Here is a 13,836-nt window from a genome sequence, read left to right on the forward strand (position 1 = left end):
GGCTGTTCCTTTAAAAAATCGCTAATAAAACGTCACAATATTGTAAAGCAATGTAAGTTGATGTCAATCTAAACAGTTTTAATTTTGAACAAAAATCAATAAATGACCAGCATTAAAAGAAATTTTGACAGTGTCATTAATAGCTTTATTACGTAGACTAGTAAAACTACCTAAAGATAAAGTTTGATTATGTAATGGGTATTCAAAACCGGTTATAGTTAACCCTGTAACTTTGGATAGAGGCATTAATGAAATAATATGGTATTTAACATGACGGATAATTTGATGATTAGTTGCGAAGAAAAAGTGACAATAATCATCATAAAACAGCATTTTTAATTGTTGATGATATTGCATAGCAACCGATAAGTTACCTAGAAAGTGGTCACTGGCTCGTCCTGATGCACCATATATGGTAAATGATGTGACTCCTTTACTATTTAAAAACAACAACGCTTTTTCAAAGTCAGTTTTAGATTGATCTGGTGTATGAATGATTTGGGTTTTATCGGGAATCGTCATATTGGAGTTAATGCTATCTAAATCACCGATTATAAAATCTGGTTTAATTGAAGATTTAGATAGATAACTATGATATGCACCGTCAGTACATGCGATATAATTATAATTACCTAAATGGGAAGGTAGATTTTTAGGTGGTTCGCCATTTACAAATAACAGTGCTGTGAACATTATTACTCCCATTAAAACATTTTATAACGCTAAAGTATAAGCCATAATAATTGCATCTTCTTTATTACCATCGGTGGTTGGGTAATAATTTTTTCTAATAGTTATTTGATTGAACCCTATTGAGTGATATAACTCAAGTGCTGGCGAATTTGATTTTCTTACTTCTAACCAGATTGTCGAAATTTTACTTGGCATTGCCATTAAATCATTAATCAACTGGTTTAATAATGTTTTTGCTAACCCTTGATTCCGGTATTTAGGATGTATGGCAATATTAAATAAACTTGCTTCATCAGCTACTTGTTGGCAAATACAAAAGCCTACAATTTTATTATCAACGGTTATTTTAAGGTTTAAATAACGTTCTCCTTGATTTGAAAAGAAAGTCTCTTTAGACCAAGGAATAGGGTAGCATAATCGCTCTAACTCATAGGCTTCTGCTAGATCATTTTCATTTAGGATGGAAATCGTTTTCATATTCACATAATTGTAGCCAAAGCTGTCGCTTTTGTTGTGGATCTTTGGCTAGCGAAACTAAATCGCTGGTTTTAATCGTTAATTTATTTTGCCATTGTTCATGGCTGTTTATGTCAATAAACCAAGTTACAACTTTTACTTCATTAGCCGGTATTATTAATTGCGAAGGCGTAAGAAATAAAACTTGCTCTTCAGTTAAATCAATAGCTTTTAAAATATCATAATAAATTTTTTGTGTTGGTTGCTTTTTAGCAACGACGATTAAACGAATTTTATCGTCGATATGTGTAGCAAGTTCACCTTGAAAAACGGCAGAATTGCGTAAAACATATTGGGTAATATCACATTGCTTTAGATACCAATCAGTTGCTGTCATTGTCGGATTACTGTTTTTATTAGGGATTAAAGAAAGTTAATTGTATAATCTTCGCTTCAATTTATAAAGGTTTTTCATTGAGGCATTATGGCAATATCCGCATTTACTCCTGCTAGCCAAGTACTTGAACGTCATCAATCCTTTTTTGATGATAAAAATATTCTTATTGCAGGTGATATCCAAGATAATTACCCAGCTGTTATATCAGCTAATTTGGTTAAGATTCACTGCTCGCAGTATCACACATTTTTAAATTTTAAACACTCGAAACGAGCTGAAAGCTCCAATTTTTCGCTCTATCCTGACGAGTCTTTTTATAACAATGTTAATACACTCATATATTATTGGCCTAAAACTAAGAGTGAAGCGCAATTTCAGTTATCATTTTTATTAAATAATATGCCTAAAGAGAGTGATATTTTTATTATTGGTGAAAATCGGACTGGTGTAAAAAGTGTTGAAGGATTATTGGCTGATTTTGGCTCTATACAAAAAATAGATAGTGCAAGGCGATGTGGTCTGTATCATTTTCGTGCTGATAGCCGTTTAGCTTTTGAACTAAAAGAGTGGTGGCTAAGTTATCATTTAACCATTGAAAACCAAGATATCGAAATTAAAAGCTTACCAGGTGTATTTAGCCAAAAAGGATTAGATGCGGGTAGTGAGCTTCTGTTAAATGCATTGATGGAACAGAGTGATATTATTAAAGGTAATATCCTAGATGTAGGCTGTGGCTCAGGCATATTAACAACAGTTTTAGGTAAGTTATATCAAGATATAAGTTTAACATTAACCGATGTCAGTAGTATGGCGTTAGAGTCAAGCAAAGCTACCTTAGCTTGTAATAATCTTTCTGCAAATGTTATTGCTAGTGATGTATTTTCAGATATCAACGATAAATTTCACTTAATCATCTCTAATCCACCTTTTCATGATGGTAAAGAGACAAGTTATACAGCAGTAAACAAACTGATTAAAGAGGCTAAAAAACACTTAAAATTAAATGGTTATCTTTGTATTGTGGCAAATTCATTTTTGCCTTATCAATCGATTTTGGATGAAACCTTTAAAAGTGTTGAAATTATTGCTCAAACAACAAAATTTAAAGTCTATTTAGCCAGTCATTAATAGTAAATGATAATCAAACATTCATGCGTGAGTAGAGTGAACTAGATCACGCGTGAAAATTGATGTTGTCGAACCAATCGTCGCATATAAATATCAAAACACATACAAATATTTCGAATAAGCAAATGCCCTTTAGGTTGGACAACGATGCTATCATTACCAACTAGGACTAAACCATCTTGTTCCAATGGTGCTAATAGTTTTAAATCTTCAGTAAAATAGTCATCAAATTTAATCGCATAAAGTTGTTCAATTTGTTTTTTATCAAGGTAAAAATGGCAAATAAGTTGCTTAATGATGTCTCTTCTTATTTTGTCATCTTGATTTAAGGTAAATCCTTTCCATAAACCATTACCTTGTTGTTTAACTAAAGTTTGATAATTTTTTAGATCTTTATGGTTCTGTGCATAACTATCACCCAACATACTAATAGCTGACACACCAAGACCCAATAAATCTGAATCTCCTTTAGTTGTGTATCCTTGAAAGTTACGATGCAATTTATTTTCTTGTTGAGCAATAGCCAACTCATCGGTTGGTTTGGCAAAATGATCCATACCGATAAATTGATAACCGGCTTGAGTTAATTTTTCTATACTAGTTTGTAAGATCTTTAATTTTTGATTAGCGTTAGGTAAATCATAATCTTTGATTTTACGTTGCGCAGCAAAACGACTAGGTAAATGGGCATAATTAAAAACGCTTAATCTATCAGGTGAAATATCAATAACTTTATTTAAAGTTTCGGTAAAACTTTCAACGGTCTGTTTAGGTAATCCATAAATTAAATCGAGGCTAATTGATCGAAAATTATTTTTTCGTGCTCGAGCAATCAACGAGCGGATTAAATTTTCATCTTGTTCTCGGTTAATTAGATTCTGAATTTCATGATTGAAATCTTGAATTCCCATACTTAACCGATTAAAGCCTAGTTCAGAAAGATGATCGATTGTTTGTGTACTGATTTCTCTGGGGTCTATTTCAATTGATAATTCAGCATCTTGAGTAAAGTTAAAGTGCTGCCTGATTGATGTGATTAATCGTGTCATTTCATCATCAGTCAAAAAAGTAGGAGTGCCTCCGCCCCAATGCATTTGGCTTACAATACGATTTTTGAACAACTCTGACCGTTTAGCAATTTCAATATCTAGTATATCGAGATACTGGGTAACTTTATGGGTTTGCCGGGTAATAAGTTTATTACAACCGCAAAAGTAACAAAGTTTATGGCAAAACGGAATGTGCACATATAGTGATAATGAACGTTCAGGATAACGTGTGGCAGCTGAAAGAAAGTTTTGTTCAGTGAACTGCTCATTAAATTCAAGCGCAGTTGGATATGAAGTATATCTTGGGCCGGAATAGTTATACTTTTCTATTAATGCTTGGTCCCATAGCTGAGATTGAATCATATTGTGTTTATTTAATCCTGCTTTTGACATTGTTGTTTCCATCACATTTTGCTTTACTACGCTTTTTAATTTGCGCTTTAATTTTAATACGATTGATTTTTTTCAAATACAATAATGTGCAGATAAATAATCCCAAATATAAACCGAGCATAATAAATATTGGCATGGTTAATGACTCTTTATTGACATTATTTGGAAAATGAAATTATAAATTTCTAGTTCATATTAAATAAATCTAACTTAATTACGTTTAAGTAAGCTGACAATATCTTCTTTAGGCTCTTCTAACTCGTCATCAAAATCATTATCTTCATAACCTAATTGTTTCATCAGTTGATCAATGCGATCTAGTTTATTATCAAGATAAGATTGTTGTTCATTAGTCAATGTTTTGCCTTGCTCAACTAAATCAAGTAAATGGTCAAGTTTAGTATCATTTTCAAGCTGGTCTAATTCTTGTTCTGGTGTTAATTTGACCTTTTTAGGTTGATTAACTTTTATAATTGGATCATCCGTTTGCACTAATGAAATTGGTTTTTTACTACCAATTCGCGGATCTTTAATGATATTTGACGTTTTTTTATTGTTTTGTTTGCCGTTAAAACGAGAACCACTAGGTAAACCTTTATGTTTACGTTTTCGCTTAAGTTCTCGAGACTCTTCATTAATCTCTTGACGGGTTTTTTTCGATTTATTTTTTAACATACAATCTCAATTTAATATCTGGTTATAAATTTACTTAAACATATTTTACCAGCAAGTCATTAATATAGCTATGAGCAGAAGTTAATGCGAATTTATGATTGTAAAAAAATAGATTTAGTATAATCTGAGCCAAATAATTTTTAAATATTGAGCAAATAAAACATGAAAAATCATTTGAGCCCTTATATGCAATTTACCCGACAAGAGTGGGCTGGTTTGCGTAATGCGGTACCGATGACTTTAACTGCTGAAGAATTAACCTCGTTACAAGGAATTAATGAAGATTTGTCTATGGATGAAGTAAGTGAAATTTACTTGCCTTTATCTCGATTACTCAATTATTATATAAGCAATAGTTTTAGCCGTCAGGCAGTCTTATCAAAGTTTCTAGGTAAAAGTCAGAAAATACCTTATGTTATCGGTATTGCTGGTAGTGTTGCTGTTGGTAAAAGCACCACAGCTCGTGTCTTACAAGCATTATTAACTCGTTGGCCGGAACATCGCAAAGTTGCGTTAGTAACGACCGATGGCTTTTTATATCCCAATCGTTATCTTGAAGAACGTGGTATCATGAATAAGAAAGGATTTCCTCAATCTTATGATATCAGAAAGTTAATTAATTTTGTTGCTGATGTAAAGTCAGGTCAGTCAGAAGTTAAAGCACCCGTTTATTCTCATTTGGTTTACGATATTGTTGAAGACGAACAGATTACTATCGACAGTCCAGATATTTTAATTCTTGAAGGATTAAATGTTTTACAAGGCACCATAAATTATACACAGGCTAACAATCGGGTGTTTGTTTCCGATTATGTAGACTTTTCAATATATGTCGATGCACAATTACCCTTATTACACGATTGGTATGTGAATCGATTTTTAAAATTTAGAGCTGGGGCATTTAGTGATCCTAACTCTTACTTTAACCACTATTCTAAGCTTCCCGAGGAAGAGGCTGTGAATATTGCTAACCGCCTTTGGCGAGAAATTAATGAATTGAATTTGATCGAAAATATCCTGCCAACACGGGAACGAGCAAGTTTGATTTTAACCAAAGGTAAAGATCATAAAGTAGATTGTGTTCAATTAAGAAAATAAACTTAGGGGAATCAATATGAAATCAGCAATTAGGTTATTAAGTAAGTTAAGCATTATCACTTTAGTTACTGCATTTTCTGTAAACAGTTATGCAACAAATAATGATGAATACCAAGGGTTAAATTGTGACGGAAAAAAACAAGCAATCCAAACTAAAATAGATCAAGCTAAGAATGCCAATAATGCTAATGAAGTTGCAGGTCTTGAAAAAGCACTTCAAGAAGTTAATACCAATTGTAAAGATGAAACATTAGAAGAAAAATATAAAAGATTAGTGGTTGAAAAAACTAAAGATGTTACTGATAAAACTAAAGAATTAGCAGAAAAGACTAAAGAATATGCAAAAGACAAACTCAATGCAAATCAAGATAAAATTGATGCATTAAAAGCTAAATTAAATGATGCTGAAAAAGAGTTATCTGATGCTAAAGATAAACTTGCTGATTATTACAAACAAATGACTAGCAACAAATAGAGTAAAGTTAAACGCAAAAAAGTGCCTTCCTCAACTTTTTTGTTAGATAAGCACCATTAATCGAGCGTTAATGGTGCTTTTTTATTGATAAAAGATAATGTGCTTAAACTAGACTTTTCTGCCTAAAAAGAGTAAGGTGTGCGCCTTATTACGTGGTTCGTGAACCTCCCACGCTAAAAAACTAAGGAAAATTTAATGAGCAACATTACACTACTTGGCGACCAATCTGTTCGCTATCCAACTGACTATTGTCCTAATATTTTAGAAACCTTTGATAATAAACACCCCGGTAATGATTATTTTGTTAAATTTAATTGCCCGGAATTTACCAGCCTTTGTCCTATCACTGGTCAACCTGATTTTGCCACGATTTATATTTCGTATGTCCCCAATATAAAGATGGTGGAAAGTAAATCGCTCAAACTCTATTTATTTAGCTTTCGTAATCACGGTGATTATCATGAAGATTGCATTAATATCATTATGAAAGATCTGATTAAATTAATGGATCCTAAATATATTGAGGTCTGGGGGAAATTTACACCACGTGGTGGTATCTCTATCGACCCTTATGCTAATTACGGTAAACCTGGTACTAACTGGGAACAAATTGCGCTTAATCGTTTAGCTAATCACGATCTTTATCCTGAAAAAGTCGATAATCGTTAATTTTTTTCGTACACAAATTAAATCGGAACCGTTAAAAATGCAAAATCGTAAAGCACTAGTGATATTTTCTGGTGGGCAAGATTCTACTACCTGTTTACTGCAAGCCATTGCTGATTATGGGCGTGAAAACGTTGAAACAATTAGCTTTCAATATGGTCAACGACATGCCATTGAGCTTGAAAAAGCCAAATGGATTGCTGACGATCTTGGTGTAAAGCAAACCGTCATTGACACTTCAGTGATCAAACAAACAACTAATAATGCCTTGATTGATGACTCGCAAGAGATTAAATCAGCCCAAGAAGGGGATTATCCCAATACCTTTGTTGACGGGCGTAATATGCTATTTTTATTGTTAGCTGGGTGCTATGCCAAACAGCACGGTATTAAAGATATCATTATTGGGGTATGTGAAACCGATTTTAGTGGTTATCCGGATTGTCGAGATATCTTTATTAAATCCATGAATGTTTCGATGAATTTAGCCTTGGATTACACGTTTAACATCATCACCCCATTAATGTATCTAACTAAAGCGCAAACATGGGAAATGGCTGATAAACTCGGTTATCTTGATTATATCCGGCAACACACTCACACTTGTTATTATGGGGTAGAGGGGGGATGTGGTAAATGTCCAAGCTGTATCCTTCGAGATAAAGGTTTAACTCAATACCTTAATCAATCAAATTAACACTGGGTTCACTCACCCCATTAAAAAAGGAAAAACTTATGTATCTGAACACTAATTCAGAACAAACGAGCAAATTTACTCATACTCAACAAATGAAGGCTCTTGGCTGGCTTTCGTTTTTTCATATTTTAGTTATTGCTTCAAGCAATTATCTGGTACAAATCCCATTTGATATCTTCGGTTTTCATACCACTTGGGGAGCATTTACCTTTCCATTTATCTTTTTAACCACCGATTTAACCATTCGGGTATTTGGTGCTAGTCTTGCCAGAAAAATTATCTTTGTTGTTATGATACCGGCATTACTGTTCTCTTATTCCATTTCGGTTGTGTTTTTTGAAGGGCATTGGCTGGGATTTTCAGCTTTATCTGATTTTAACAGTTTTGTTTTCCGTATTGCTTTAGCCAGTTTTGCCGCTTATTTAGTTGGGCAATTGATGGATATCACTGTGTTTAATTATTTACGTAAGAATAAAGCATGGTGGGTTGCGCCTTCGGCGTCAGCGGTGTTAGGTAATAGTATTGATACTATTGTCTTTTTTGCCATTGCCTTTTATCAAAGTAGCGACGAATTTATGGCCAATCATTGGATCGAGATTGCCGCAATTGACTATAGTTTTAAAATTTTGATTTGTGGATTATTCTTCTTACCGCTTTATGGCATTATTTTGAATTTTATTTTAAAAAAACTGCTTATAAAGTCACTATAACTACCCGATTAATTACTTAATTATTCAGAATAATTGTTAATATTTAGAGCTTATCAGCGTTATGATAAGTTCTAAATGCCAAAAAACCTCTCAAAAACCCCACTCCTCAACTTTTTTTACCAATTTAAAAAATTTAATTATCTCAAAATAAATTAAAAATCTTAATAAAGTTTCTTTGCTAAAGTTTTTGTGAAAGTGCATAATATGAGCAAAAAATAAGTAGTATTTTTATCAGGAATAAAAAGGATTAGGTGAAACAATGAGATTGATAAAACACTTAGCTGTGTTGGGTTTGTTTTTGACATTATGCGCTTGTGATAATCAAAAAGATAAATCGACAGATTCAGTAAGTAATAATAAAACCGAGTTAACTACAAATAATACCAGTAATACCAGTAATACAACGCATGATTCGAGTACAAATTCGCAATCTCATAACCCATTTAATCCAACGCCTGAATTAATCGAAAAATATAAAGGTAAAAATCTAAAAGTTCTCGATAGTTCAGAATTAATCATTGATGGTTCAAGCACATTAGTCGTGACATTTTCCGTTCCTCTCAATCCGAAATTGAATTTTTCAAATTTATTAAGATTGGTTGACAAAGAGAGTGGTGTGGTTGATGGCGCGTGGGAGTTGTCTGATAATGGCCTTGAATTAAAACTTCGCTACCTTCAGCCAAATCGTAAATTGGTTTTAACTATTGATAAGATGTTATCAGCGATTAATGATAGCCATTTGTCATCTGTTTATGAAGCTCAAATAACCACCCAAGATCGCCAACCTATGGTTGGTTTTGCTAGTACTGGATTTTTATTACCAAGTAAATCCATGAGTGGATTGCCGATTAATACGCTCAATGTTGATAAAGTTGATATAAACTTTTTCAAAATTAAGCCAGAAAAATTACCTATTTTACTTGATAATTATGGTTTTATTGATATGTTGTCAATTTGGCGTTCGCAAAGTATGAGTGAATATACTGATTTAGTTTATTCTTCAAGATTTGATCTTAATCCTAGACCGAATGCTCAAGAAACCATTATCGTTAACCTTTCTACAGTTTCTGAACTTAATCAAGAAGGTGTTTATATTGCGGTAATGAATGAAGCGGGTACTTATAATGAATCAAATCCTGCAACAATATTTTCAATAAGTAATATCGGGGTTTCATATCATCGTTATGATAATGGTAAATTAGCGGTAACGACTCATGCTTTAGATAACGGTAAGCCACTAGCTAATATTAATTTAACATTATTATGCGAATCTAATAATAAGCAGTGTAAGAATATTAAGGCAACGACAGATAAAGATGGCTATGTTGAAATCGATGGCAACAACAAGGCATATAGCGTATTGACTGCAACCGATGGCGAGCAAACTTCATTTTTGATGGTTAATCGTGCTGCGCTTAATTTAACTGATTTCAATTTATCGGGCAAACCTTTCTACCAAAAACAATTATTTGTTTTTGGCCCTCGTGACCTTTATCGTCCGAACGAAACCGTCTATTTTAATGCACTATTACGTGATGCAGATGGACAGCCATTACCTGATCAACCAATCGTCGCTGAAGTGTTTTCTTCTAATGGTCGAGTTGTCAAAACTTATCAACTAAAAAGCAGTGTGAATACCAATGGTTTATATCAACAACAATTTGTTATCCCTGCTGATGCAGCAACAGGTAATTGGTTAATTCGTTTCAATTTAGGTGATGATAACTATCGTCAGTGGAATTTTAAAGTTGAAGAATTTTTGCCAGAACGTATGGCGATGGAAATACACAGTTCATCTGATGGTCCAATTTTAAAGAGTGAAGATGTTTCTTTTGATATAAAAGGTTGGTATTTATATGGTGCGCCAGCATCTGGTAATCGCTTAGATGCTAATCTTTATTTAAAGAAAGTTGATACCATTGCAGGATTAGATGACTTCAAAATTGGATCAGCTACTGAAGAAAATCCATATCGCGAACTTGATTCTTTAGAGTTAAAGTTAGATAGCGATGGTTTAACTGAAATTGATATTGAAAATAATTATTGGTCTGGAAGCTCATCACCTCTTAAAGTCGTTTTACAAGCTAGTTTGCTAGATTCTGGTGGTAGACCAGTTACGCGTTATGCAACACAAACTATTTGGCCTGCACCTAAATTGCCGGCAATCCGAGCATTATTTGAAAACTCAGAATATTATGATTGGAATAGCGATAATTATTTTGAGCGTCCAACTGTAGACATAAATAGTAATGCTGAATTCGAAATCGCTTATGTTGATTTGGATGGGGAAAAATTAGGTACAAAATCATTAAAAGCTAGACTAGTTCGTGAGCGTAATGATTACTATTGGGTTTGGTCAGAGGAAGACGGTTGGCGTCAAAGTTCCAACTCGAAGGAATTTGTGGTTTCTGAAGATCAGTTATCTATTGAGGCAGGCAGTACCACAAAAATAACCTATCAACCTACTGATTATGGTGCTTACCGAATTGAAGTGGTAGATACAAACAGTAAAGTCGTATCAAGTCTCAGATTCTGGGCTGGTTATGATTGGGAAGATAATACTCATGGTACTAAATCTGTACGCCCAGACCAAGTTAAGTTAAGTATTGATAAACCATCTTATAATCCTGGAGATGTCGCTAAAGTTAATGTTCAAGCACCTGTAGCTGGTTCTGGTTATATTTCTCTCGAAACCAATGATGGGACGATTTGGAAAAAAGCAATTACGGTGGGTGAAGAAGGTTTAGATGTCGAAATTCCTATTGAAAAATGGGGGCGACATGATGTCTATATTAGTGCTATGATTATTCGCCCTTCGACTGATGCTTCCGTGCAAACAGTTAAACGAGCAATTGGTTTACTTTATTTACCAATTGATACGTCTAATCGTCAATTAAATGTGACAATTGATACACCGGTACAAGTAGAACCTGAAACTGTTGTGCCAATTAAAATTAAAATGGATAAGCCATCTGTCCAAAAAGATAAAAAAGTGACTGTATTGGTTTCAGCTGTTGATTCAGGTGTTTTAAATATCACTGATTATGTCACACCAGATCCTTATGCTTGGTTTTTAGGACGTAAACGTTTTAATGTAGATATTAACGATGTCTATGGCAGCTTAATTGAAGCTACTGGTCGTAATGTAAATATGAGCTTTGGTGGTGATGCGATGGGCGCTGGCGGTAAAAAACCATCAAATGAAGTTCTAATTGTTGCACAACAACTCAAAACCATTCAATTAGATGACAATGGCGAAGGTGTTATTAATTTACCTTTACCTAATTTTAATGGTGAGCTACGTATAATGGCTCAAGCATGGGATGATAATCGTTTTGGTAAAGCTGATAAAAAAATGAAGGTTTCAGCTCCGGTTATAGTTGAATTATCAACTCCTCGATTCTTATCTGGTGGTGATCGCGCTGTATTAGCGTTAGATCTTCATAATTTGACAGATAAAACACAAAATATGAAAGTTGAAGTATTGACTAATGGTTTGATTCATCAAAATGAAGCCAAAACGATATCAGTCAAACTTGATAGTAAACAAAAAGATATCATTCAAATCCCTGTTATTGCAGATTATGGTTATGGTACTGGTTCGGTAACGATAGCGGTCAAAGGTATTTTACTTGAAGATAATTCTGACACTAAAATTGAAAGATCATGGTCAATTGGAGTAAGGCCTGCATATGCCGGAACAACGAGATCTTATGTGTTAGCACTAGATGCCAATGAGAATTGGGAATTACCAAACGATGCATTAACAGGATTAATTGATAACACTGTTGAAGGGCAATTGGTCATTTCTAATCAGCCGCCGTTAAATATTGCTCAATATATCAAAGATTTATTTGCATATCCTTACGGTTGTTTGGAACAAACAACGAGTGGTTTATTCCCATCATTATATGCTAATAGTAAACAACTCGCAGAACTAGGTATTAAAACTGATTCAGATGAGAAGCGTCGTGAAAAAGTGCAATTAGGTATTTCACGTATCTTATCAATGCAACGAAGTAATGGTAGCTTTGGGCTATGGAATAGTCATAGTGAAGAAGAGCATTGGTTGACAGTTTATGCAACAGATTTCTTGTTGCAAGCTAAAGAACGAGGTTATCAAGTTAGTGATAAAGCGCTTGATTCAGCAATGACACGTCTAGGTCAATATATCTATGATACGTCTGCATATAATAATTTTGATTATTATGGAGATTCACGTAGTTTTGAGTTTTCTAAGTTGTCAATTAAAGCCTATGCATTAATGGTTTTAACTAAACAAAATAAAGTTACCTCAGCAATGCGTAACGAGATAAATTATTTATCAGACAAGATAAGTAATGATAAGTCATTTATCTATTCGCCATTACCTATAGCTCAACTAGCGGTTGCTGCTAAATTAAATGGTAATCAAAATGTTTATGAAAAATTATTACCTTTAGTTTTTAGCACTTCGTATCAATACAATAATCACTGGTTTGGTAATTACGGTAGTGAAATACGTGATGAAGCATTAATTCTATCTTTATTAATAGAAAACAAAATAGCTCAGAATAAACAAGGTACTTATCTGTATAATTTATCAGATTTATTAAACAGTAAACGATATTTCTCAACACAAGAATTAAATTCATTGTTTATTGCTGGTTGGTCATTAGAACAGCATAGAAGTGGTAATAAATTTAAAGTATCAGTGAATGGAAAAGTTAATGAAGTTGATTCAGTATTTTCTCATTCATATGATTTTGATAAATTAACTCAAGGATTATCGATTGATAATTCAGAATCAGATGAGCCACTATATGTTAAGTTCTCTGTAACAGGTTATTCTAAAACACCTCCAGCGCCAACCTCAGCTGATGGTTTCTTTAACATCAGTCGTACGTATTATGATTTGCAGGGTAATAAAATATCACCAGCAGATTTAGATGTAGGTTCTATGATGGTTGTGGTTTTAGATGTAATAGCTAAAGAACAAGTTCATGATGCGTTGGTTGTTGATTTCTTACCAGCTGGTCTAGAGCTTGAAAATCAAAACCTTTCTAATAGTAGTGTGAATTTATCATCAATTCCTGGTATAGCTAAATTAATGGGAGATGATGATGCTAGTAATATTAAATATCAAGAATATAGAGATGATAGATATGTTGCCGCTGTTAACATTAATAATTATGTGGGGCGCAATAAATATCGAAAACGTTTAGTGTATTTAGTTAGAGCAGTAACTACTGGCGATTACATGATTCCTTATCCTTATGTAGAATCTATGTATCGTCCAGACCGTTTTGCTATAGGACAATCACCTGATTTCATGACTATTTCAAATCCTAAGCAGGAAGAAAATTAATTAGATATTAATATACGTTACTAATTATTCCGCCAATATATTTGGCGGAATT

The 13,836-nt window shown here is 33.4% G+C and carries 12 protein-coding genes and 1 riboswitch; of the genes, 7 read left to right on the forward strand and 5 right to left on the reverse strand.

The genetic code is table 11. The features are described 5' to 3' along the window. Positions 1–78: 78 nt before the first annotated feature. From J3T98_RS07455 to J3T98_RS07465, 3 genes are read right to left on the reverse strand one after another with little or no spacing between them, the layout of a single operon-like run. Positions 79–693: a thiamine diphosphokinase gene (locus J3T98_RS07455; protein ID WP_065563124.1), complete on the reverse strand. Its 615-nt coding sequence runs from the start codon at positions 691–693 to the stop codon at positions 79–81. A 21-nt stretch (positions 694–714) separates the two neighbouring features. After that, the gene (rimI, locus tag J3T98_RS07460; RefSeq protein WP_065563123.1) at positions 715–1,170 is read right to left on the reverse strand and encodes a ribosomal protein S18-alanine N-acetyltransferase; all 456 of its coding nucleotides are present in this window, start codon (positions 1,168–1,170) and stop codon (positions 715–717) included. Further along, positions 1,145–1,546, reverse strand: coding sequence for a DNA polymerase III subunit psi (locus tag J3T98_RS07465; protein WP_065563122.1), 402 nt, complete (start codon positions 1,544–1,546; stop codon positions 1,145–1,147). Before J3T98_RS07465 ends, rimI begins: the two co-directional genes overlap by 26 nt. Positions 1,547–1,639: 93 nt before the next feature. On the opposite strand from J3T98_RS07465, the gene rsmC reads away from it, so the two are divergent. Further along, the gene (rsmC, locus tag J3T98_RS07470) at positions 1,640–2,674 is read left to right on the forward strand and encodes a 16S rRNA (guanine(1207)-N(2))-methyltransferase RsmC (protein WP_065563177.1); all 1,035 of its coding nucleotides are present in this window, start codon (positions 1,640–1,642) and stop codon (positions 2,672–2,674) included. 41 nt (positions 2,675–2,715) lie between these two features. Here rsmC and hemN read toward each other — a convergent pair whose 3' ends face one another. Then, positions 2,716–4,086, reverse strand: a complete 1,371-nt coding sequence (gene hemN, locus J3T98_RS07475; RefSeq protein WP_416380631.1) for an oxygen-independent coproporphyrinogen III oxidase — start codon at positions 4,084–4,086, stop codon at positions 2,716–2,718. Positions 4,087–4,326: 240 nt separating this feature from the next. Next, entirely contained in the window at positions 4,327–4,791 is a 465-nt protein-coding gene (yihI, locus tag J3T98_RS07480; RefSeq protein WP_065733847.1) for a Der GTPase-activating protein YihI, read from the reverse strand. 162 nt (positions 4,792–4,953) lie between these two features. On the opposite strand from yihI, the gene coaA reads away from it, so the two are divergent. The 6 genes from coaA (at position 4,954) to J3T98_RS07510 (ending at position 13,784) form a co-directional block, all read left to right on the forward strand. Continuing rightward, positions 4,954–5,889 (forward strand): type I pantothenate kinase, encoded by a 936-nt coding sequence (gene coaA, locus J3T98_RS07485; RefSeq protein ID WP_267330625.1) that lies wholly within the window; start codon positions 4,954–4,956, stop codon positions 5,887–5,889. 16 nt (positions 5,890–5,905) lie between these two features. Further along, entirely contained in the window at positions 5,906–6,364 is a 459-nt protein-coding gene (locus J3T98_RS07490) for a DUF1090 domain-containing protein (protein ID WP_267362522.1), read from the forward strand. Positions 6,365–6,510: 146 nt separating this feature from the next. Further along, positions 6,511–6,555: riboswitch (PreQ1 riboswitch) on the forward strand. Between the two features lie 4 nt (positions 6,556–6,559). Next, positions 6,560–7,033 (forward strand): preQ(1) synthase, encoded by a 474-nt coding sequence (queF, locus tag J3T98_RS07495; protein ID WP_065563118.1) that lies wholly within the window; start codon positions 6,560–6,562, stop codon positions 7,031–7,033. 16 nt (positions 7,034–7,049) lie between these two features. Next, a complete protein-coding gene (queC, locus tag J3T98_RS07500) occupies positions 7,050–7,727 on the forward strand; it encodes a 7-cyano-7-deazaguanine synthase QueC (protein ID WP_255305740.1) in 678 nt (225 codons plus the stop codon). 38 nt (positions 7,728–7,765) lie between these two features. Next, positions 7,766–8,437: a 7-cyano-7-deazaguanine/7-aminomethyl-7-deazaguanine transporter gene (locus J3T98_RS07505; RefSeq protein ID WP_267362523.1), complete on the forward strand. Its 672-nt coding sequence runs from the start codon at positions 7,766–7,768 to the stop codon at positions 8,435–8,437. A gap of 259 nt (positions 8,438–8,696) precedes the next feature. After that, positions 8,697–13,784 carry an alpha-2-macroglobulin family protein gene (locus J3T98_RS07510; protein ID WP_267362524.1) on the forward strand — a complete coding sequence of 1,696 codons (5,088 nt, stop codon included), beginning with the start codon at positions 8,697–8,699 and terminating at the stop codon, positions 13,782–13,784. Positions 13,785–13,836 lie beyond the last annotated feature (52 nt).

The organism is Gilliamella sp. B2772 (assembly GCF_026536985.1).
In the GTDB taxonomy this organism is placed as follows: Bacteria; Pseudomonadota; Gammaproteobacteria; order Enterobacterales; family Orbaceae; genus Gilliamella; species Gilliamella apicola_E.

Coding starts and splice junctions, on each gene's coding strand:
- J3T98_RS07490 (WP_267362522.1), top strand. CDS start 5,906: ATGAAATCAGCAATTAGGTTATTAAGTAAGTTAAGCATTATCACTTTA.
- J3T98_RS07510 (WP_267362524.1), top strand. CDS start 8,697: ATGAGATTGATAAAACACTTAGCTGTGTTGGGTTTGTTTTTGACATTA.
- J3T98_RS07505 (WP_267362523.1), top strand. CDS start 7,766: ATGTATCTGAACACTAATTCAGAACAAACGAGCAAATTTACTCATACT.
- rimI (WP_065563123.1), bottom strand. CDS start 1,170: ATGAAAACGATTTCCATCCTAAATGAAAATGATCTAGCAGAAGCCTAT.
- yihI (WP_065733847.1), bottom strand. CDS start 4,791: ATGTTAAAAAATAAATCGAAAAAAACCCGTCAAGAGATTAATGAAGAG.
- hemN (WP_416380631.1), bottom strand. CDS start 4,086: ATGATTCAATCTCAGCTATGGGACCAAGCATTAATAGAAAAGTATAAC.
- queF (WP_065563118.1), top strand. CDS start 6,560: ATGAGCAACATTACACTACTTGGCGACCAATCTGTTCGCTATCCAACT.
- coaA (WP_267330625.1), top strand. CDS start 4,954: ATGAAAAATCATTTGAGCCCTTATATGCAATTTACCCGACAAGAGTGG.
- J3T98_RS07465 (WP_065563122.1), bottom strand. CDS start 1,546: ATGACAGCAACTGATTGGTATCTAAAGCAATGTGATATTACCCAATAT.
- J3T98_RS07455 (WP_065563124.1), bottom strand. CDS start 693: ATGTTCACAGCACTGTTATTTGTAAATGGCGAACCACCTAAAAATCTA.